Source organism: Citrobacter sp. RHBSTW-00524, assembly GCF_013747755.1.
GTDB classification, from domain to species: domain Bacteria; phylum Pseudomonadota; class Gammaproteobacteria; order Enterobacterales; family Enterobacteriaceae; genus Citrobacter; species Citrobacter braakii.
Genome location: NZ_CP056421.1, coordinates 3,979,723 through 4,002,105, shown reverse-complemented (window position 1 = coordinate 4,002,105; position 22,383 = coordinate 3,979,723). Strand labels below are relative to the sequence as shown.

The following is a 22,383-nucleotide window of genomic DNA, read 5'->3' as shown; positions in this document are numbered from 1 at the left end:
CCGTGTGAACGCCAGCCGGCGATGACGTTGCCAGAGTTTATGTAAAGCCTGGCAACGGAGGCGTTATGAGCTGGCGGCCCTTTTTATATTTGATAATTAACCCCCACCCGGTATTAAGCGCCCGGCGCGGTCATCTGCGTCTGGTGCAGGGTTGATTTTGCATTGTGTTAACAAACGCGGTATAACACACCTTCTTTGGATGTTTAGATGTCCATACGTTTGGAAGGTTATATGCAAACAACACAACAAAATGCGCCACTGAAGCGCACGATGAAAACGCGTCACCTGATTATGCTCTCCTTAGGCGGCGTGATTGGCACAGGGTTATTCTTCAATACCGGCTACATCATCTCCACTACCGGGGCCGCGGGAACGCTGCTGGCCTATCTGATTGGCGCGCTGGTGGTCTGGCTGGTTATGCAGTGTCTGGGCGAGCTGTCGGTCGCGATGCCGGAGACCGGGGCGTTTCACGTCTATGCCGCGCGCTATCTCGGCCCGGCGACGGGGTATACCGTGGCCTGGCTCTACTGGCTGACCTGGACCGTGGCGCTTGGTTCGAGTTTTACCGCTGCCGGATTCTGTATGCAGTACTGGTTTCCGTTGGTGCCAGTATGGGTCTGGTGCGTGGTGTTCTGTGTGATTATTTTTGGCCTGAATGTTATCTCCACGCGCTTTTTTGCCGAAGGGGAGTTCTGGTTCTCGTTGGTGAAAGTGGTCACTATCATCGCCTTTATTATCCTCGGCGGGGCGGCGATTTTTGGCTTTATCCCGATGCAGGATGGCTCGCCCGCGCCGGGGCTGAGTAATATCACGGCGGAAGGTTGGTTCCCGCATGGCGGCTTACCGATCCTGATGACTATGGTGGCGGTGAACTTTGCTTTTTCGGGAACCGAGCTTATCGGTATTGCCGCCGGTGAAACGGAAAATCCGCGCAAGGTGATCCCGGTGGCGATTCGTACCACCATCGCGCGACTGATTATTTTCTTTATCGGCACCGTGTTTGTGCTGGCGGCGCTGATCCCGATGCAGCAGGCGGGCGTGGAGAAAAGCCCGTTTGTGCTGGTGTTTGAGAAGGTAGGGATTCCGTACGCCGCCGATATTTTTAACTTCGTGATCCTGACTGCCATTCTTTCTGCGGCGAACTCCGGACTGTATGCCTCCGGGCGCATGCTCTGGTCGCTGTCGAATGAACGTACGCTGCCAGCCTGTTTTGCGCGAGTAACGAAAAACGGCGTGCCGCTGACGGCGCTGTCGGTCAGTATGCTCGGCGGCGTACTGGCGTTGTTTTCCAGCGTGGTGGCCCCGGACACGGTATTTGTCGCGCTGTCGGCAATCTCCGGATTTGCGGTGGTGGCGGTGTGGCTGAGCATCTGCGCCTCGCACTTTGTTTTTCGCCGCCGTCATCTGCAACAGGGTAAGGCATTGAGTGCATTACATTATCGTGCGCCGTGGTATCCGCTGGTGCCGGTATTAGGATTTGTGTTGTGCCTGGTGGCCTGTGTGGGGCTGGCATTCGATCCAGCGCAGAGAATTGCGTTGTGGTGCGGGTTACCGTTTGTTGCGTTGTGCTATGGTGCATATTTCCTTACTCAACCCCGTAACGCAAAACAGGAGCCAGAACATGTCGCAGAATAATCCGTTACGCGCTCTCCTTGAGAAACAGGATGTCCTGTTACTGGATGGCGCGATGGCGACGGAGCTGGAAGCGCGAGGGTGTAACTTAGCCGACAGCCTGTGGTCAGCCAAAGTGCTGGTAGAAAACCCGGAGCTTATCCGCGAAGTGCATCTTGATTATTACCGGGCGGGGGCGCAATGCGCGATCACCGCCAGCTATCAGGCGACACCGGCGGGCTTTGCCGCGCGTGGTTTGGATGAAGCGCAGTCGAAAGCGCTGATTGGCAAAAGCGTGGAGCTGGCGCGTAAAGCGCGTGAAGCGTATCTGGCAGAGAACCCGCAAGCGGGCACGCTGTTGGTGGCGGGATCTGTCGGACCTTACGGCGCGTATCTGGCGGACGGCTCTGAATACCGTGGCGATTACCAGCGCAGCGCCGAGGCGTTCCAGGCGTTTCATCGCCCGCGCGTGGAAGCATTGCTGGATGCCGGGGCCGATCTGCTGGCCTGCGAAACCCTGCCGAATTTTGTCGAGATTGGCGCACTGGCTGAGCTGTTGACCGCGTACCCGCGTGCGCGTGCCTGGTTCTCATTTACTCTGCGTGACAGCGAGCACCTGAGCGACGGTACGCCGCTGCGTGACGTGGTCGCGTTGCTGGCGGATTATCCGCAGGTGGTGGCGTTAGGTATTAACTGCATTGCGCTGGAAAACACCACCGCTGCGTTGCAGCATTTACACGGCTTAACGGCGCTGCCGCTGGTGGTGTATCCGAATTCGGGCGAGCAGTACGATGCCGCGAGCAAAACCTGGCATCATCACGGTGAGTCTTGTGCGCAACTGGCGGATTATCTGCCACAGTGGCAGGCCGCTGGCGCACGATTGATTGGCGGGTGCTGTCGCACCACGCCCGCGGATATTGCCGCGTTAAAGGTTCAAGTTCAGGCCCGATAAGACGTAAGCCGCCATCGAGCATTTTTTGCCAGATGGCGATACGGTATGAACCGGAAACATGGGTAACACTTTATGCCGCATCCGCCAGCACAAACATGCCGTACGGATGGATTTCGAGATAATACTGCTCGCCGACGTCCGGCTGCAGACGCGTAGCGTTGACCTGCAATAAAATCTCCTGTCCGTGCCACTCCACCGTGACCTCATATTGGGGGCCCATATACGCGACGTGGCTGATCACGCAGCGTTGGCTCTCTTCGCCGCGGTCGCTGAGGGTGATCGCTTCCGGGCGCACGCCTACCATGCCCTCGCCTTGATCGCTAAAGTGCAGTGGGCGCGGCAGATGATAGCCGTAGATATCAACGTATCTGTCGCTGAAAGTGGCCGGGAACAGGTTGGCATCGCCCATAAAGCTCGCCATAAAGCGGGAGGCGGGCTGGCGATAGAGATCCTGCGGCGAGCCGATCTGCATGATGTGTCCCTTGTTCATCACCAGTACGGTATCGGAAACCGCAAAGGCTTCGCTTTGATCGTGGGTGACGTACAGCGAGGTGATATCAAACTGCTTTTGCAGCTCGCGGATCTTGTCGCGCATGCTGCGACGCAGGTTGGCGTCCAGGTTACTTAACGGTTCATCAAACAGAAGCACTTTCGGTTTGAGGATCAACGCACGGGCCAGCGCCACGCGCTGCTGCTGACCGCCGGAGATCTGATCGACAAAGCGGTCTTCAAATCCTTCCAGATCCACCATCGCCAGCGCCTCTTTGACGCGGGTTTTCACCTCCGCGCGCGACACGCCGAGCATCTTCAGGCCATAACCGACGTTCTCCCCTAACGACATATGCGGGAACAGGGCATATGACTGAAATACCATACAGATATCGCGCTGCTGAATAGAACGATGGGTAACGTCTTCGCCATCAATGAAAATTTGTCCTTCGCTCGGTTTTTCCAGCCCGGCAACCAGACGCAAGATGGTGGTTTTACCGCAGCCGGACGGGCCGAGCAGCGTTACCATTTGCCCCTGCGGAATGGTGAGATTGATATTGTCGATAACCGTGTTGCTGCCAAATCGTTTAGTGACGTTGCGCAGTTCAACGAAATTTTTCTGAGTCATAGTGCGCTCCATTACGCCTGGTTTTTGGCTTTTGAACGGGAGGTACGTGATTCACCGATCAGCCAGTCAAAGATGAAAATAATCGCCAGCATCACCACGATTAAAATGGAACCGTAGGCAATCGCCACGCCGTATTCGCCGTCTTCTACGCGGTTCAGGATGTAGGCCGTGGCCACGCGGGTATCCGGCGTGACGAGGAACACAATGGCGCTGACGGTGGTAATGGCGCGCACAAAGCTGTAGATCAGCGCTGAGAGGATCGCCGGGCGCAGCAGCGGCAACAGGATATGCGTAATGGTGCGCAGGGAACCGGCGCGCAGACTGAGCGAGGCTTCATCCAGCGATTTATCGATTTGGCCTAAGCCCGCAATGCCCGCCCGGATACCGACCGGGACGTTACGCATCACCATTGAGATAATCACGATGGCGGCGGTGCCGGTGAGGTATACCGGGGCGCTGTTAAAGGCCAGAATGTACGACACGCCCGCTACGGTGCCCGGAACGGCAAAGCACAGCATAGTGGTGAACTCGATGGTCTTTTTGCCTTTAAACTGCTGACGCACCACAACCCATGCGATCAGCAGGCCGAAGATGGCGGTGATCGGCGCGGCAATCCCGGCGTAGAGCAGGGTGTCGAGCAGTGAAGGCCACGCGCCGTCGCTCATTCCCTGACCGAACAGTTTGGTAAAGTTCGCCAGCGTCAGGGTGTAGTCCACGCCCCAGTTTACGGTGAAACTGCCGTAGAAAATGCTGCCGTAGAGCAGGGCGTTAAAGGCAATCCACACCGCCAGCAGCGCGACCACGCTCCATACCAGCGTTACCGGCAGCGGCTGCACGTCGCCCCGATAGGATTTACCAGAAACGGTGACGTACGAGCGTTTACCAATCCACATGTACTGCACGCAGAACACCAGCAGCGAGAACAGCAACAGGAAGGCACCCAGCGTACTGGCGGCCTGGTAGTCGAGCTGGGAACCGGTGATGTAGAAGTAGATTTGCGTTGCCAGCACATCGAAGTTACCGCCAAGCACCAGCGGGTTACTGAAGTCGGCCAGCGACTGCACCACCACAATTAAAAAGGCGTTTGCCAGTGCCGGTTTTAGCAACGGGACAAACACGCCGTTAAAGGTTTGCCAGCGGCTGGCGCGCAGGGTGTATGACGCCTCCTCCAGCGACGGATGAATGGTTTTGATCGCCCCGTCGAGGATCATAAACGCCATCGGAGTGAAGGCCAGCACCTGCGCCAGCCAGATGCCGGTAAAACCGTACAGCCAGTTGGTGTTGGTCAAACCAAACCATTCGACCATAAATTCGGTGATGTAACCGGAGCGTCCCATCATCAGCGTTACACCTAAACCCACAACAAACGGCGGGGTGACGATCGGCAGAATCGAGAAAATACGTCCGATAATGGCGCTGCGTTTCGCAATACGGGTGGTGTAGATAGCCAGCACCAGGCCAAAGAAAGTACAGCCGACACCGACGGCAATCGACAGCATAATCGAGTTGAGGATCACCTGAATGATATGCGCCTGCGACAGCACATTCATAAACGCCAGCGGAGCAAATTCTCCGGCGTCGTTGGTGAACATCGGAATGAAAATAGCGATACTTGGCCAGACGATAAAAATACCGATCAGCGCGACAATCGCGGTGAGCGAGCCGATGACGAAACGGTCGCCGCCCAGCCATTCCAGACGGGTGAGCGCCAGGGTCATGATCGCGCCAAGTGCCACAAACAGCACGATGGTGGCATAGCCTAAGCCGCGCCCCTCAAGAGTCGCGCTGGCGACGATAAAGGCCATACAGAAAAACGCCCAGCCCGCGTCAAAATAATGGCGGCTGCGCTGTTCGCGTCTGGCTTCATGGAACGGGCGCACCAGCAGCAGGCTTGGCAGCAGATACCAGAGCCAACTGATATTGAACTGTGACCAGCCGTAGGCGGCGAGAATTTCTTCACGCGTCGATTCCAGCAGACCGTAGTCCAGGCTCCAGCTCGGCAGCAGGGCAAACGCCAGCCAGCCGAGTAAAATCCAAAGAAATATCGCATCCCGTTTTTTCACGGGATGGAGTGCAAGTGTGTGTGACATAGCGGTTCCGGTATTTCAGGCCGGATATGGCGTTGAGGCCGTATCCGGCAAATGAACGCAAATCTGGGGTTATTTACCCATCTTCACTTCGCTGACCCACTTATTGATCAGGGCTTTACGCACGTCGGTCGAGCCGTACTTATCCATGTCGTAATTGATAAGCTTCAGGTCGTCGAGCTTCAGCGAGTTAGGGGACGTCTCGGCGGTGGTGTTGGTCAGGATCTGATAGGATTTACCTTTCTTCCACGCCAGCTCCTGCGCGTCTTTCGACAGTACCCAGTCAACGAACAGTTTGGCGTTATCGAGGTTACGCGCGCCTTTCAGGATGCTGACACCGCCGATTTCATAACCGGTACCTTCGCACGGTGAGACAAGTTCCAGCGGTGCGCCCTGTTCTTTTTCCAGCGAGTAGTCGTGCAAGAAACCGATGCCGATAGCCGTTTCGCCACGGGCGGCGTTACGCGCCGGGGCAATGCCGGATTTGGTGTACTGGGAGACGTTGGCGTTGAGCTGTTTCAGGTAGTCAAAGGCCTGATCTTCCCCCCACAGTTGGGCAAAGGTCGCCAGTGCGGTATAGGCGGTACCGGAGCTTTGCGGATCAGCAATCTGGATTTCGCCTTTGTATTCCGGTTTGGTCAGATCCTTCCAGCATTTTGGCACCGGTAGGTTTTTCTCTTTCAGGCGCTGGGTATTGACGCCAAAGCCCAGAATGCCGACATAAACCGCCGAGGAGAGGTTGCCTTTCACTTTTGCCGGATCGCGAAACTTCTCCATGATTTGTTCGAGGTTTGGTGATTTATACGGCTGCAGCAAGCCCATTTCACCGGCCTGGGACTGTGGATCCAGCGTACCGCCGTACCAGACATCCGCTTGCGGGTTTTTCTTCTCGGCATCCACTTTCGCCAGCGTACTGCCTGAGCCGTTGCGAATGAATGAAGTCTTCACATCATATTTTTCACCGAAGGCTTTGGTTTCGGTTTCGCACATTTCGTTGGTGGCGCTGCAATACACCACCAGACGACCCTGCGCCTGAGCTACACTGCTGAAGGCTGCCAGCGTCAGAGCGGAGGCAATTAGGGTAGATGTAAGCGTCAGTTTCATTGTTTTATCCTTTGACTGAGAGAAGGGGGAATGCCCGCAATGAGCAATGGCATCAGCAATAAACCCATAAAGACAGCGGCAACCGAGAGCAAACTGAACATTCCCGACCAGCCGTAGTGTTCTATGACCAGCGACAGCGGCCAACCCGCCAGCGCGGCCCCCAGATAGGCGAACAGCCCGAGAAAACCAGTAATTGAACCTGCCGCCGCCTTATGTCCGCATTCCACGGCCGCGAGGCCAATTAGCATCTGTGGGCCAAACACAAAAAAGCCCACGGTAAAGAAACACACTGCCAGTAGCGCGTAGTGGTGCACCGGCGCCAGCCACAGCGCGGCGACGGAGACCATCAGCCCCAGTGTGAACAGCAAAATCATTGGCGCACGCTGACCGCTGAACAGCAGATCCGATCCCCATCCGGCAAACAGCGCCCCCAGCAAGCCGCCGACTTCAAACAGCATTACCGTGGCATTGGCGCTGAGCAGGTTCACACCGTGGCTTTCCGTCAGCCAGATGTTGCCCCAGTCGTTGAGCGCAATGCGGATCAAATAGACCAACACATATGACACGCCGAGTAGCCAGATCATCGGGTTCTTCAGCATGGTGGTGCGTAACATTTGCCACAGCCCCATCGGCGGGCTTTGCTGCTCCTGACGCAACTCCAGCGGGTCTTGCCGCCATTCCCCAACCGTGGGTAAGCCTTCTTCCCGGGGCGTGCCTTTCAGTTGCAGGGTGAGCCAGACTCCTAACGCCATGCTGATTATTCCTGGAGCCAGCATGGCTGCCTGCCAACCCCACCAGTGGGCGGCAAAGGCGCTAATCAGCGGAATGATGGCCCCACCGATGTTGATCGACATATTCCAGCAGCCCCACCAGAAGCCGCGTTCGTTGCGCGAGTACCAGTGGGTCAATAGTCGGGCGCAGGGCGGCCAGCCCCAGCCCTGAAAAAATCCGTTCAGCGTCCAGACCACCAGGAGCAGCGTCAGCGATTCACCAAAGGCGAACAGCACGTTTAAAACGCCGGTGGCAAACAGGCCAATGCCCATAAACGCGCGCTGTCCGTGGCTGTCGTGCCATAGCCCGGCGGTGAATTTCGACAGGCCATAGGTCAGATAAAACAGCGATCCCAGCAGGCCGATATCGCCTTTATCCAGACCCAGATCCGTTTGCAGCGCCGGGAGGACGTAGTTAACGCTTTTGCGCGTCAGATAAAACGCGGCGTACCCAATCACCATACACATCAGCAGCCGGGGGCGTAGCACCCGGTATTGTTGGTCTGTTTCGCGTGATGCACGTGCATGCATGGCAGCCTCCGTTTGTGCTGACTATAGGAAAGTGAAAGCAAAATGGGATGAGATAAAGTCCGCAGTGACTAAGACTTTTTCCTGGTTAACGGCTGATTTGTTGCAAATTTGTGGGCAGGTTAACAATTACCCGCGTGCCGTTGTTCGATTCGAGCGTCAGTTCGCCGCCAAGGGCGCTGACCCGCTCACGCATCCCCTGGATACCGAACCCGGGGATTTTCTCTGCGAGAATACCTACACCGTTGTCAGCGACGTGCAGAAACACGCGGTGTTCCTGCTGGCGCAGCGTAATCGATACTTCGCTGGCATCGGCATGTTTACAGACGTTATTGAGCAACTCCTGCAGCAGGCGATACAGTGTGAAACGCACCGTTTCATTTTCTGGCGTATTTTCAAGCTGATAGTCAAACCAACAGCGAATGCCGCGTTCGGCAAAGGCAAATTCATTCACCAGATGATGCAGTGCATCTTTAAAGGCCAGTTCATCGAGCGCGGGCGGTCGCAGCTGGCGCAACAGTTGGCGGGTGGAGTGGTGAATGCGCCGGGCAAGGTCGTTGATCTGATTTGCCGCTTCAAGCGTTTGCTCGCGACCCGGCGCGCGCTTGACCAGTTGCGACTGAATTTGAATGGCGGTGATGTTCTGACCAATTTCGTCGTGTAGCTCCCGCGCCAGGCTTTTGCGCGTATTTTCCTCGGTGCGGATCAGTTGTTCGGTCAGCGCGCGTCGCGCTGCCAGTTCGGCTTCCAGACGCTGGCGATAATGGTGCAGGTTTTGCGCCAGATGCTGCTGGCGGCTGATAGCGATCCCGAGCCCTATGCCCAGCAGCGCCTGGGTGGCGAGGAAAATCTCCAACTCCAGTAAATTGCTGAACCCGACGCCGATTTGCCGGGCGATGGTGATCATCATACTGCCGAGCAGTCCGGACAACACGCCGCCCTGCCAGCCAAATTTCCACGCCATCACCACGTTTGGTAAGAACACTACGATTAGCAGCAGGCGCTCGATCTCTGGTGACAGCACCATCTGGGTACCTATGCCAATAATGAAGAACAGACTGCACCAGATGATAAGCGAGGTACGCAGGGGGGGATTGGTGGTATCCAGTCCGAGCAAATGATAACGGTGCTGCTGGCGCAGAAATTCATAGATCAGATAGACAAACGGCGTCAGCAGCACGCCGCCGGTAAACGATGCCAGGCCAATTAACGTTGCCGGGCTTTGGATAAACGGTGAAAGCAGGAGGGTATTGAGCAATGACGTGATCGTCACCGCGGCCAGCAGCAGCGTTAAGCGCTGCCAGTAAAGGGGGAAGCGGTGCCAGTATGACTGGCCGATACTCGCCGGGATCAGGCTAATCAACGGCGCAACCAGCAGGATATAGCCATTCACTAATTGCTCGCTGTGCAACCAGAACAGCATCAGCACCGGCGGCAGTACCAGCGCGGGCCAGTAACGGCGAGAAAGCAGGATTAGCAGGGCGAGATAGACGCCGTGCGGCAGGAATAGCGCTGCCTGCTGGCCGTTGTGGGTTAGGTAAAACCCCAGCGTCCACAGCATCAGCCAGCCCGATCCCCAGGCCAGCAGAATAAACAGAGAAATAACCCAATGACGAAGGCTGCGTGACATTAATGCCCCGTCAGCAACTGGTGGTCGAGTGCAAAATGCACCAGATCGATGGTGCTGTGGCATTGCAGTTTGCCCAGCACGTTCGCACGATGAACGTGCACCGTTTTATGGCTGAGGTCGAGCTTGAAAGCGATCTCTTTTACGCTGTCGCCTTTGACCAGAAGATCAAACACTTCGCGCTCGCGCGGGGTCAGTACCTCCAGTACCTGCGCGGGCTGTTCGCCGCCGCGTAGCGCCCGCAGCGCGTCGGCGCACAGGTAATGCCCGCCCATACCAACCGATCGTACCGCCTGCACCAGTTCCTCTGGCCCGCAGCGTTTGGTCAGATAACCGCTGGCACCGGCATCCAGTGCGCTTTGCACAAACGTGGGTGAGTCATAGATGCTGAGAATAATGGCGCGAAAACCGGGCTTCTGCGCCCGCAGTCGTTTTAACAGGCTCAGGCCATTTTCATCTGGCATGGCGATATCCATCACCGCAACGTTGACGTCATCATGCAGTAATGCAGGCCACGCCTGGGCCGCGCTGCTGTACTGGCCAGCAACGTTGAGATCGTCTTCGAGACTGAGTAATTGCGCAAAGCCGGAACGCACCACCACATGGTCATCCACCAGCACAACATGAATCATGATCTTGCTCTCTTGCCTGACAATGGCATCTATGATGCCTGCCAGCGCCGCGCTGGCAATCCCCGTGGCGCTGATATGTAACGAATGTAACAAAATCGCAATAATTTGCCGGGTGTTGTAGGACGGATAAGCGTTGCGTATCCGGCATTGATTAATGGATGGCGGCGTGAGGGCTGAGAGAATGGCTATTTCATTGGTGGTTGATTCTCCCCTATCGAGGGGGAGAGATTTAAAACTGCCAGGTGAGATCGGCGAGAATTTGCTGGCTGTGATAGCTCTCAACCGGCGTGTCATACCATTGTTTGCCGAGGGCAAGACCGAGAGTTAATTGATCGGTCAGCGGCTGATTGCGACGCAGGCTGATGCTTTTTAACGTTCCTTTTTTGGTGTCCGGTGACCAGTCATAGGTATAGGCTCCCGTTCCGCGGCTTACCCAGAGCTGCGTATTGCCTTTACCGTTCAGGTCGTTCAGGCGCAGTGAAACGATGTGGCTATAGCTTCCCCCAGCATCTTCAGTATCGTAATGCGTATAACGCCATGAGGTGATAAACGGTCCGGTATACAGAGATATTCCGCCTGAAAAAGCATTGACGTCCGTATCGTCAAAGTAGTTGGCATAGCGATAACCAAAGGTAAATACGGTTTTAGGCAGAACTTTTACGCTGATATCCTGCTGAGCATCGCGTCTGGCAAAAACGGGGGTGTTTTCGGCAATTGCCAGACCCGTTTTTGTTGATAACCACTGATTCCAGTTATACCAAACGGTCGCGCGGCCACGTAACGCGTTCCATGATTCACCGTTGTCGTAATCGCGTCTGCCTTCGGAAATATTGAAAACCGCGGTACCATCGTCAATCTGCGTCTTTAATTCGCTGAACATGACGTTACGGGTGCCATGCCTTGCCGAATAATCAGTAAAGTCGTATCCGGCAGTCAGCTTCAGGTCGGTTGCTTCAGCCGGGAGAGAAGCCGTGCTGAGTATCAACGATACAAATAAAGTCCTTTTCATTATTCTTCACCTACGAGACAGGAGATCTCTTGTTTGAGGATATATTTACCTTTTGGCAGGTTTTGCTCGATGGTTATCCGTGGGCCAATTGTGCTTTCAGCTGCGATATATCGGCCTGGTAAAATAATGACCTGAACACCAAGCCGCGCACCGGGACCGATATAACACCCTAATTTTTCGCAGCCTGTATCAATGTCTTCATCGTCCAGCCTGACATGCACGGTTTTACCATCAAGGCGATGATTGCTGGTTCTTACCTGCGCGCCCAGGTAAGCGCCTTTGCCAATAACCGAGTCAGAAATAAAGCATTGGGGACCGATGGTGGTCGTCGATTCCAATACTGCGTTTTTGATTTCGGTGCCATAGCCAATACGTACTTGATTGCCAATTAAGCAACCCGGTCGAATAAAGGCGTAATTACCAATAATGCAATCGGCCCCAATTACGACAGGCCCCTGAATAACTGCACCATGACAAATTTTACTGCCAGCACCGATCGTCACCGCTCCCGCGCTTTCATCAATAACAACGCCAGGTGCAATGGATACTGACTTATTATTCTGTTCGCTAAGCTTTAGATAGTTCTTCACCACCGCGGGTAGCTGGGGGGGCGTTATTGTTTGGCGCATCCACCACCGCGGTATAGCGTGTGGGTTTGTCACGTAGGGGTTCTCGTCCAGTAAAAAAGGCAATAAGTCCATATACAATCCAAATTAAATAAGCCAGAAGTACGTAAAAAACAGAAAAAGGCGCAAGGAAAATAAGTTTCCAGCATCGGTGATACCAGGCACTAAATGCTCCAATTGAGCAAACCACTCCAACCCAAATAATGGGAAACAAGGAAAGCACAATCGCATGTGGGCCGATAGTGAGCGTGATGTGTTGCCATGTAATGAGATAGATTGCTACGCCATACAACACGACCAGCACCATTGGGAGTATGCTGAAAATGCCGAATCTGCTGAGGATGAGTGATTTATGCAGACGCATGCAAACGGCATAGCCCACGATCCATCGCCGCCATCGTTTCCATTCATCGCCCAAGGTATTGCACTCCTGAGGATAAACAATGCAGCGGTTTGCCTGACGGATACAATAACCATTCGCGACCAGGGTCCAGGTTAAATCGAGATCCTCCACCTTGGTACGATCGGAAAAACCAAATTTGCGTAGCACATCAGTACGAAACATGCCGCAGGCTCCGCTAATAATAAAAGGCGCACCGCCGAGCAACTGCTGTAATGTCCGCTTCATTACGATCATCGGAAGTTTTACCGTTGCACGGATATGTGGCAGCAATCCAGCACCAGGCAGATGTGTTGAGGGGATTCCACCAACGGCATCGGCGCCATTTTCTATTTCTGCTAACATGAATCCCATACCGTCACCATCAGGAGGGACATAGGTGTCAGCATCGCTTAAAAAAACCTGCTCACAGGTAGCATAGTTTAATCCATTCATTAAGGCGCCACCTTTCCCGGTATTCTTTTGCGTCACGGTAATCAGGCGTTCTCCCCATTTTTCTTTCACCTTATGCATAATGATTTCGGTATCATCAGTGGAACCATCGTTTACACATATGACTCGATGAAAATAGGGATTTAATAACAAGTTTTCCAGCGATTGTGCCAGGCAAGGACCTTCGTTATAGGCCGGAATAATGGCGTCAATGCTGTCGTTACGTAAACTAGGTTTTCGTTTTAAGGTTGTGAGGAACCAAAGTAATATACATAGGCTCATCATAATAAAAAATATTGTTTTCATATAATTAGAGAATCATTTTGTGAACAACAAAACCTTCAGATAATTCACATCCGGCCTGTTGCCCTCGGAATTGAGCTACGGTACGCAGACGTTCTGTACGCATATAATCACGTTGCTGCTGGCTTTGGTGAAATGAAAGCGCACGAAGTTTTTGAATGAAACAGTTTTCACTGACCTTTTCAAAGACTTGGGGAACAAACGTCAGCCAGGTACTGGGGGTTTCATAACCGAGAACCTGGGGAATATTTCGGCAGGCAACGATAGAAGCCTTATGTACCGCGCGATGATCCTGATGCCGGTCAGAATCATGCATAGTATAAGTTCGCACGATGTTGATTTGTGCGGGAATGTGATTTGTGATGACGTCTTCAAGTGATTTGATCATCGTATCAACAAAGTACGGTGTGCGTGTGTCCTCAAAATGAAAATGAAAAATCTGATGGCAGCCTAATGATGTTAATGCCGATTGAGATTCTGCGTGTCGGTCGGCTTTTAAAACGCACCCTTCAGCCCCTGCGGTCATGACGACGGCAGTAACGTGATAGCCTTCTTTTATTAAGCGGGATAACGAGGCACCACATCCGAGTTCAATATCGTCCGGATGGGCACCGATTGCTAATATCCCTTTTTGGTATGATGTAACCATGAGCAAATCCTTCACTTTTCTATGAGAGTGTTATTTGGGTGTTCAATGAATATAAACACAATATCTGTTTTGGGTAATGCTGTCAACCTGTTGATGACTATTTTAATCTGTAGTCATTCAATCCTTGTAACATCAGGATGATCCTGGTGTCAGTGAAAATACGAAATCAACACGTTGGTATCATTACCTCTGTTTTGCAGATATTTAAAGCTCTTGTTGGAAAGACGGGATGGATTAGTGTTTGTCGTAATAAAGATATTACAATGTGTAATTTGATTAGTCAAAAAATAATATTTATTGAAAGTTAGGATGTCTTTTCTTAATCAATAAGAAAAATGAATGCATTAATTTTTTTTTACTGGTTTTATTTTTCTGAGTGATTGGTTTTTTATAATTAGATGATGAAGTTATTAGATTGTACTGTAACTATACCTTCAAATAGAAGAATGGAATACATATGTCATTTTAGTATTCATTTACGAATAATTGATATTGATTGTAATGATGAATTTCAGAGGGGATATTACTTTCAGAATGAATCATAAACAGCAAGAAGCTGAGCGCTGGTACTCGTTAGAATCTTTAGGCTGGCGATAACAGGCCGGATGGTTTACGCCACCCGGCATGGCACAATAAAGTTAGCGCAGGATTTTTTTCTCAGCCAGATCCAGTGCGAAGTAGCTGAAGATCAGATCCGCGCCAGCGCGTTTGATCGAGCCTAAGCTTTCCAGCACCACTTTCTCTTCATCTATGGCACCCGCGAGGGCTGCAAACTTGATCATCGCGTATTCACCGCTGACCTGATAAGCGCCAATCGGCAGCTCGGTGCGCTCGCGGATATCGCGCAGAATATCGAGGTATGCGCCAGCCGGTTTGACCATGAGGCAGTCTGCGCCCTGGGCTTCATCCAGCAGCGATTCGCGGATCGCTTCCCGACGGTTCATCGGGTTCATCTGATAGGTTTTACGATCGCCCTTCAGCGCGGTACCTGCGGCTTCACGGAATGGGCCATAGAAAGAAGAGGCAAATTTGGTGGAGTAGGACATGATCGCGGTATCGGTAAAGCCCGCGGCATCCAGCGCCTGGCGAATCGCCTGCACCTGGCCGTCCATTGCGGCGGAAGGGGCGATGAAATCTGCGCCCGCAGCGGCGGCAACGACCGCCTGTTTGCCGAGATTGGCAAGGGTTAAATCGTTATCAACGCCGTGCTCACATAATACGCCGCAGTGACCGTGCGAGGTGTATTCACAGAAGCAGGTGTCGGACATGACGATCATCTCCGGTACGGTCTGCTTACAGATACGCGACATGCGCGCCACCAGACCGTCTTCTTTCCAGGCATCGCTGCCAGTGTCATCGGTGTGATGGGAAATGCCGAAGGTCATAACCGAGCGGATGCCTGCATTAGCAATGCGTTCAATTTCGCGCGCCAGATGCTTCTCTGGAATGCGCATCACGCCGGGCATGGCCTCGATAGCTTTGTAATCGTCGAGTTCTTCTTCAACAAAGATCGGCAACACCAGGTCATTTAAGCTGAGTGTTGTCTCTTCAAACATAGCGCGCAGCGCAGGTGATTTGCGCAGGCGGCGAGGGCGTTGGATTAGGTCTGTCATGGTATGCCTGATGTTTGTGGAATCGAAGGCCGTAGTATACCCGAACCTGAGGGTGGGTGGTTTACGAAAGTTGGCGTTATATCTGGATTTTCCATCGTGGAAGGCTGAATCATTAGAGCAATTTATTCACATTTATGGCAAGTTATTTATATTCATTGTTTTGCTTGTTTCTATTTTTATTATTTTAAATATCGATATGTTTATTTGTGTAGGGCTGGTGATAATTCCTCTTTATTTATTGTTTATTTGTTTTGGTGTGTGGTGAGTTATTTGTTAATTATATGATTCAGAGATGTGTTGTACGGTATTTCATTGAAAGAATGAGTTTTTTTTGTTTTTTGTGTCAGAGGTGAGGATATTCGTAGTGTTGTCCGGTTTCGGACGACTAGCAAAGAATAATTGAACCTTTACTTTGTGAAACCGCATAATCGTCTCCGCGAAACATAAGATGTTTTCTTTGCATTGATAATTGATGGATCAACTATATTACGTCCCTGAGGAGGGATGACAAATGCACACTTGGAAAAAGAAACTAGTAGTCTCACAATTAGCATTAGCCTGTACTTTGGCAATCACTTCTCAGGCGAATGCTTCTACTGATATTTCTGGAACTACGTACACAACGTTCACCCATTATAATGACGCATCACATGTTGATGACGTTTACTTCGATGGCTATGTCGGTTGGAACAATTACGGCACTGATAGCATTTATAACGGTGATATTTATCCGGTAATCAATAACGCTACTGTCAACGGCGTTATTTCTACTTATTATCTGGATGATGGACTGTCAACTAACGGCAATTATAACAGCCTGACGATTAAAAACAGTACCATTCACGGAATGGTGACATCCGAATGTATGACCACGGATTGTACTAACCGTACGGGTACCGACTATTACTACGACCGTCTGGCGATGAATGTCATCAACTCCACTATCGATGACAACTACGAACATTATACCTACAACGGTACCTATAATGACGTGGCTGATACGCACGTTGTCGACGTTTATAACCTGGGTACGGCTATCACTCTGGATCAAGAAGTTGATCTGTCTATCTCCAACAACTCTCACGTCGCGGGTATTACCCTGACTCAAGGTTATGAGTGGGATGATATTGACGATAATACCGTCATCACCGGCGTAAACAGCGGCGAAGTGTTTAACAACACTATCGCTGTTACCGACTCTACCCTGACCTCTGGTTCCTGGTCTGATGAAGGAAGATCCGGCTGGTTTGGTAACACCAGCAATGCGAGCGACTACAACGGTAACGGTTGGAACGCGAATGATATCGCATTGGCGGTTATTGCTAATCCCAATGCAGATAACGCGATGCAGACCACTGCCACGTTTGATAACGCTACGCTGATGGGCGATGTGCTGTTCTCCAGCAACTTTGATGAGAACTTCTTCCCGAACGGTGCTGATACTTACCGTGATACCGATGCCGATCTGGATACCAACGGCTGGGATGGTACTGACCGTCTGGATCTGACCCTGAACCACGGCAGCAAGTGGGTTGGTGCGGCAATGTCCGTCCATCAGGTTGACGTTGATGGTGATGGCGTTTACGAAAGCTATGCTGAGGGCACTGAAGCCACTCCTACGCTGATTGATATCGCTGCCAACAGCCTGTGGCCTTCTTCAACCTACGGTATCGATAGCAACACATCCTCTTATGACGAAAATGGTCATGTGGTTGGCAATACCGTTTATCAGAGCGGTCTGTTCAACGTGACGCTGAACGGCGCTTCCCAGTGGGATACCACCAAAACTTCTCTGATTGACACCCTGAGCATCAACAGCGGTTCCGTTGTCAACGTGGGCGATTCTGCGCTGGTTTCTGACTCCATCTCTCTGACCGGTGCTTCCGCACTGAACATCAATGAAGATGGTCGTGTTGCGACTAATACGCTGTCTATTGACAACAGTACCGTAACGATTGCTGATGATGTCTCTGCTGGCTGGAATGTGCTTAATGCCGCGCTGTATGCCAATACCATTAACGTCACCAACAACGGCGTTCTGGATGTGGGCAACAGCACCGGTAACGCACTGCAGGTTGATACCCTGAATCTGACCAGCTACACCGACGCTTACAACCATGTTAATGCGGGTGTTTTCGACATCAACAGCGCTAACTATGTGTTGAATGCTGACCTGACCAACGATCGTACTAACGATACGCGCCAAGCTAACTACGGTTATGGCGTGATCGCGATGAACTCTGATGGTCATCTGACTATCAACGGTAACGGTGATTCCGACACCTCAGGCGATCAGTCTGAAGTTGATAACTACGGTGATCACGTAGCAGCGGCAACCGGTAACTATAAAGTTCGCATCGATAACGCCACTGGCGCAGGTTCTGTTACCGATTACAAGGGTAACGAGCTGATCTACGTTAACGACAAGAACAGCACCGCAACCTTCTCTGCAGCCAACAAAGCAGACCTGGGTGCTTACACCTATCAGGCTCAGCAGCAGGGTAACACCGTTGTTCTGCAGCAGATGGAGCTGACCGACTACGCGAACATGGCGCTGAGTATTCCGTCTGCCAACACCAATATCTGGAACCTGGAGCAAGACACCGTTGGTACTCGTCTGACTAACGCGCGTCATGGTCTGGTAGATAACGGTGGTGCATGGGTGAGCTACTTCGGCGGCAGCTTCGATGCGGATAACGGCAACATTAACTATGATCAGGATGTTAACGGCATCATGGTCGGTGTTGATTCCAAAATCGATGGTAACAACGCTAAGTGGATTGTCGGTGCTGCGGCAGGCTTCGCGAAAGGTGACATGAGTGATCGTACCGGTCAGGTAGATCAGGATAGCCAGACTGCCTATTTCTACTCTTCTGCTCGTTTTGCGAACAACATCTTTGTTGACAGTAATTTAAGCTACTCCCACTTCAACAACGATCTGTCTGCCAGCATGAGCAACGGTCAGTATGTTGATGGCAGCACCTCTTCTGATGCCTGGGGCTTCGGCTTGAAACTGGGTTATGACCTGAAGCTGGGTGAAGCAGGTTACGTAACCCCTTACGGTAGCGTATCCGGTCTGTTCCAGTCTGGTGATGACTATAAGCTGAGCAACGACATGAAAGTTGACGGTCAGTCTTATGACAGCATGCGTTATGAACTTGGTGTAGATGCGGGTTATACCTTCGCCTACAGCGATGACCAGGCGCTGACCCCGTACTTCAAACTGGCCTACGTTTACGACGACTCTAACAACGATTCTGATGTAAACGGTGATTCTATCGACAACGGCGTAGAAGGTTCTGCGGTACGCGTTGGGCTGGGTACTCAGTTCAGCTTCACCAAGAACTTCAGCGCGTACACCGATGCTAATTACCTCGGTGGCGGTGATGTCGATCAAGACTGGTCTGCAAACGTTGGTGTTAAATATACCTGGTAACAACTTTCTTGCAGAGAAATAAAAGGTAATTTTATTTAGAAATAATGCCCGTCACGCATTTGACGGGCATTTCTTGCAAGGAATTCGCACATGCTATCTTCAAATAAACCTCTTCTTGAGTTTGGTAAGCTTGATAAATGTTTAGCGAAATATGGTAAGCACTTTGAGTGTGATAACGACAAAGAAATAATTTTTTCCAGCGATATTAATAGTGACGAAACTTTTGTTATTTTAAGTGGTGTTGTTTCCTTACGTAGAGGGGAAAGCGTGCTGGTCGGGATTGCACAGGCGCCTTTTATTATGGGCCTTTCTGATGGCGTGATGAAAACAGATGTACAATACAAATTAATAACCGAAAGTAATTGTACGGGATACCACCTGCCTGCTTCGCAAACGATAAATATAATTGAACAATGCCAGCTTTGGCGTGAAGCCTTTTGCTGGTTGGCATGGCAAAATTCCATGTTTGAGTTGCGCGATCTGCAGCTGATCGGCAATAACTCCTACGATCAGATCCGCGCGACGCTGATATCCATGATGAAATGGGACGACGTACTGCGTTCGCGTATCGGCGTCATGAACTATATTCACCAACGCACGCGAATTTCACGCTCAGTTGTCGCTGAGGTTCTCGCGGCATTGCGTAAAGGTGGTTACATTGAAATGAATAAAGGCAAACTGGTGAGCATTAACCGTTTGCCTTTTGAGTATTAAGTCAGGATGCAGGAATAACCTGCGGTTTGTTCCCGCTCAACTCTGCAACCAGATCGTTGATACCGTCGCTCATATTGGTAAATCGGGTTAGCGGAGAACGGGTCACCACGATAAATGCCCCGACGTTTTGCTGTGGGATCATCGCCATATAGGTAATGAAGCCGCCGCCGCCACCGGTTTTTTGAATAATTCCTGGTCGCCCATTCTTCGGTGCCATATAGACCCAGCCCAAACCCAGCGCATCGGCTCTACCTGGAACATCCATCCCTATCACTTTGGTTAACTGCGTACGCTGATAAATCAGCGTCTGCATACGGTCGGCCTGCTGGCTACGATGGTAAAAATCAGATGAGAGATACTGCTGCATCCAGCGCATCATATCGCCGGGCGTTGAATAAACACCACCGCTGCCCATCGCCGCCAGGGTATTGTTGCAAGGACTGGCACCTTTTTCCGCGACCATCAGGCGTCTGCATTGATCGGGGGATGGGGTAAAGGTGGTATCTTTCATTCCCAGCGGACGGGTAATTTTTTCTTCAAACAGTTGCGGATAAGGCTTTCCGGATGCGATTCCCAGCGCATCGGCCAGCAGGTCAAACGCCAGGTTGGAATAAGAAGCCTGCGAACCCGGTGCGGCTTTAAGCGTGGCGGTTGATAGATAGCTCCAGCGCTGTTCACGGGTTGGCCAGACAAACACCGGGCGCTTCGCCGCACCGCCAGGCTGTTCGCGCGGCAGCGCGCTGGTATGCGTCGCCAGATTCACCAGCGTAATCGGCGTACCCTGATAAGTTGGCACGCGCGCGCCAGGCGGCGCATATTTGCTCAATGGATCGTTGAGTTTAACCGTACCCTGATCGAGTAATTTCACCAGCATTTCGCTGGTCATTAATTTAGTAATAGAGGCAATTCGAATAACGGAATCCAGCTGCGGATGAACGTTATTGCCAGGGCGTGTTTCGCCGAAGCTGCGAAATACGCGCTGGTTACCATCAATCACCACGAGCGCCATCCCCGTAGCACCGCTGCCGTAAAATATATGGTCGGCATAACGATCGACGATATCAGAGGCGAAGACCGGATCGGTTATAGGCTGTGCCGCCTGGACAGATGTCAATGACGCCGCACACAGCGCGGCAGAAAAAAGCAGACTACGTTTCAACGGTGGTGTCCATGAGTTAGAGAAAGTGAAAAAGGATGTCGTGCGTATGCGTATTTATACTACTCATCGGCGTATTGCAAAGCGCTTATCAGCCAATGATAGTGTGAAAAACGTAACGATGAGTAAACGCGAGCGTTTCCCGGATTACGGATGTTCGCTTTTGTGATCTCACGCTGTGATAATCTGCACTTGCTGGAACGTTGTCGAGTGTGAAAATCACAGAAACAATTCTTCATACCCGGGTGCGAACTAAGTGCCGCGGTTTTGGTCACACTTGTCGGTTTCAGCTTGTGTTTTTGGGCGTAAGCCGTCTGGCCGCCGCACTCCACGGTGGCAAATACACAGCAGTCGTCATAACGATAAGAAGTTAGCAGGAGAGCACTATGTTTAAGTCTTTTTTCCCAAAGCCGGGGCCGTTCTTTATTTCGGCATTTATTTGGGCACTGGTCGCCGTTGTATTCTGGCAAGGAGGTGGGGGAGCCTGGGTTGCGCATATTACCGGCGCATCGGGAGACGTACCGATTAGCGCGGCCCGATTCTGGTCGCTGGATTACCTGATTTTTTATGCGTATTACATCCTTTGTGTTGGTGTGTTCGCGCTGTTCTGGTTTATCTACAGTCCGCACCGCTGGCAGTACTGGTCCATACTGGGCACGTCGCTGATTATTTTCGTGACCTGGTTTCTGGTTGAAGTTGGCGTCGCCGTCAACGCCTGGTATGCGCCATTCTATGATCTGATTCAATCCGCGTTGAGTGCGCCGCATAAGGTGAAGATTGAGCAGTTCTATCATGAAGTAGGCATCTTTCTTGGCATTGCGCTGATTGCCGTGGTCATTGGGGTGATGAACAACTTCTTCGTCAGCCACTATGTATTCCGCTGGCGTACCGCAATGAACGAACACTATATGGCGCACTGGCAGCATCTGCGTCATATCGAAGGCGCGGCGCAGCGTGTGCAGGAAGATACCATGCGTTTTGCCTCCACGCTTGAAGATATGGGGGTCAGCTTTATCAATGCGATTATGACGCTGATTGCCTTCTTACCTGTACTGGTCACACTCTCAGCCCATGTGCCGGACCTGCCAATTGTTGGACATGTTCCTTATGGCCTGGTGATTGCCGCGATTGTCTGGTCGTTGATGGGAACCGGCTTGCTGGCGGTAGTCGGCATCAAACTTCCGGGGCTGGAGTTTAAAAACCAGCGCGTGGAAGCGGCCTACCGTAAAGAACTGGTTTACGGTGAAGATGACGCTAATCGTGCGACCCCGCCGACGGTGCGTGAACTGTTCCATGCGGTGCGCCAGAACTACTTCCGCCTCTATTTTCACTATATGTACTTCAATATCGCCCGTATTCTATACCTGCAGGTTGATAACGTTTTCGGCTTGTTCCTGCTGTTTCCGTCGATTGTTGCCGGTACGATTACGCTCGGCCTGATGACGCAAATCACCAACGTGTTTGGCCAGGTGCGCGGCTCGTTCCAGTATTTGATTAACTCCTGGACAACGTTAGTCGAACTGATGTCTATTTATAAGCGTCTGCGCAGCTTTGAACGTGAGCTTGATGGCCAGGATATTCAGGAAGTTACCCATACGCTTAGTTAATAAAAAAGGA

17 protein-coding genes are annotated in these 22,383 nt (G+C 51.9%); 5 read left to right on the top strand and 12 right to left on the bottom strand.

The genetic code is table 11. From position 1 onward, the window contains the following. The first annotated feature begins 231 nt into the window (after positions 1-231). A complete protein-coding gene (gene mmuP, locus HV229_RS19315) occupies positions 232-1,635 on the top strand; it encodes an S-methylmethionine permease (RefSeq protein WP_032946968.1) in 1,404 nt (467 codons plus the stop codon). Further along, positions 1,622-2,563 carry a homocysteine S-methyltransferase gene (gene mmuM, locus HV229_RS19310; protein WP_094761417.1) on the top strand — a complete coding sequence of 314 codons (942 nt, stop codon included), beginning with the start codon at positions 1,622-1,624 and terminating at the stop codon, positions 2,561-2,563. The genes mmuP and mmuM overlap by 14 nt, the downstream gene beginning before the upstream one ends. Positions 2,564-2,633: 70 nt before the next feature. Here mmuM and fbpC read toward each other — a convergent pair whose 3' ends face one another. The 11 genes from fbpC to hemB all read right to left on the bottom strand — a co-directional run bounded on the left by fbpC (position 2,634) and on the right by hemB (position 15,460). Then, a complete protein-coding gene (gene fbpC / locus HV229_RS19305; RefSeq protein WP_049270222.1) occupies positions 2,634-3,680 on the bottom strand; it encodes a ferric ABC transporter ATP-binding protein in 1,047 nt (348 codons plus the stop codon). Positions 3,681-3,691: 11 nt separating this feature from the next. After that, positions 3,692-5,770, bottom strand: a complete 2,079-nt coding sequence (locus HV229_RS19300) for an iron ABC transporter permease (RefSeq protein ID WP_047357661.1) — start codon at positions 5,768-5,770, stop codon at positions 3,692-3,694. A gap of 69 nt (positions 5,771-5,839) precedes the next feature. Further along, positions 5,840-6,871 (bottom strand): ABC transporter substrate-binding protein, encoded by a 1,032-nt coding sequence (locus HV229_RS19295; RefSeq protein WP_049042253.1) that lies wholly within the window; start codon positions 6,869-6,871, stop codon positions 5,840-5,842. Beyond that, positions 6,868-8,172, bottom strand: coding sequence for an MFS transporter family glucose-6-phosphate receptor UhpC (gene uhpC, locus HV229_RS19290; protein ID WP_095715148.1), 1,305 nt, complete (start codon positions 8,170-8,172; stop codon positions 6,868-6,870). The genes HV229_RS19295 and uhpC overlap by 4 nt, the downstream gene beginning before the upstream one ends. 85 nt (positions 8,173-8,257) lie before the next feature. Continuing rightward, complete coding sequence (locus tag HV229_RS19285) at positions 8,258-9,799, bottom strand: MASE1 domain-containing protein (protein ID WP_046275611.1); 1,542 nt, start codon at positions 9,797-9,799, stop codon at positions 8,258-8,260. Further along, positions 9,799-10,428: a response regulator transcription factor gene (locus HV229_RS19280; RefSeq protein ID WP_029139427.1), complete on the bottom strand. Its 630-nt coding sequence runs from the start codon at positions 10,426-10,428 to the stop codon at positions 9,799-9,801. Before HV229_RS19280 ends, HV229_RS19285 begins: the two co-directional genes overlap by 1 nt. A gap of 229 nt (positions 10,429-10,657) precedes the next feature. Beyond that, the gene (locus HV229_RS19275) at positions 10,658-11,440 is read right to left on the bottom strand and encodes a YaiO family outer membrane beta-barrel protein (RefSeq protein ID WP_242672447.1); all 783 of its coding nucleotides are present in this window, start codon (positions 11,438-11,440) and stop codon (positions 10,658-10,660) included. Further along, positions 11,437-12,066 (bottom strand): acetyltransferase, encoded by a 630-nt coding sequence (locus HV229_RS19270; RefSeq protein WP_047357665.1) that lies wholly within the window; start codon positions 12,064-12,066, stop codon positions 11,437-11,439. Before HV229_RS19270 ends, HV229_RS19275 begins: the two co-directional genes overlap by 4 nt. Continuing rightward, positions 12,005-13,201 (bottom strand): glycosyltransferase family 2 protein, encoded by a 1,197-nt coding sequence (locus HV229_RS19265; protein ID WP_151222906.1) that lies wholly within the window; start codon positions 13,199-13,201, stop codon positions 12,005-12,007. Before HV229_RS19265 ends, HV229_RS19270 begins: the two co-directional genes overlap by 62 nt. 4 nt (positions 13,202-13,205) lie before the next feature. Beyond that, positions 13,206-13,847, bottom strand: coding sequence for a PIG-L deacetylase family protein (locus HV229_RS19260; RefSeq protein ID WP_047357667.1), 642 nt, complete (start codon positions 13,845-13,847; stop codon positions 13,206-13,208). A gap of 638 nt (positions 13,848-14,485) precedes the next feature. Next, positions 14,486-15,460, bottom strand: a complete 975-nt coding sequence (hemB, locus tag HV229_RS19255) for a porphobilinogen synthase (RefSeq protein ID WP_016151991.1) — start codon at positions 15,458-15,460, stop codon at positions 14,486-14,488. A 511-nt stretch (positions 15,461-15,971) separates the two neighbouring features. On the opposite strand from hemB, the gene ehaB reads away from it, so the two are divergent. Next, positions 15,972-18,896 carry an autotransporter adhesin EhaB gene (gene ehaB, locus HV229_RS19250; protein WP_047357669.1) on the top strand — a complete coding sequence of 975 codons (2,925 nt, stop codon included), beginning with the start codon at positions 15,972-15,974 and terminating at the stop codon, positions 18,894-18,896. 90 nt (positions 18,897-18,986) lie between these two features. Beyond that, on the top strand, positions 18,987-19,610 hold the full coding sequence (iprA, locus tag HV229_RS19245; protein ID WP_142417645.1) for a hydrogen peroxide resistance inhibitor IprA: 624 nt from the start codon (positions 18,987-18,989) through the stop codon (positions 19,608-19,610). Position 19,611: 1 nt separating this feature from the next. Here iprA and ampH read toward each other — a convergent pair whose 3' ends face one another. Continuing rightward, positions 19,612-20,769, bottom strand: a complete 1,158-nt coding sequence (gene ampH, locus HV229_RS19240; protein ID WP_115190907.1) for a D-alanyl-D-alanine-carboxypeptidase/endopeptidase AmpH — start codon at positions 20,767-20,769, stop codon at positions 19,612-19,614. Between the two features lie 383 nt (positions 20,770-21,152). Here ampH and sbmA point away from each other — a divergent pair, with 383 nt between their 5' ends. After that, a complete protein-coding gene (sbmA, locus tag HV229_RS19235) occupies positions 21,153-22,373 on the top strand; it encodes a peptide antibiotic transporter SbmA (RefSeq protein ID WP_016155831.1) in 1,221 nt (406 codons plus the stop codon). The last annotated feature ends 10 nt before the right edge of the window (positions 22,374-22,383 follow it).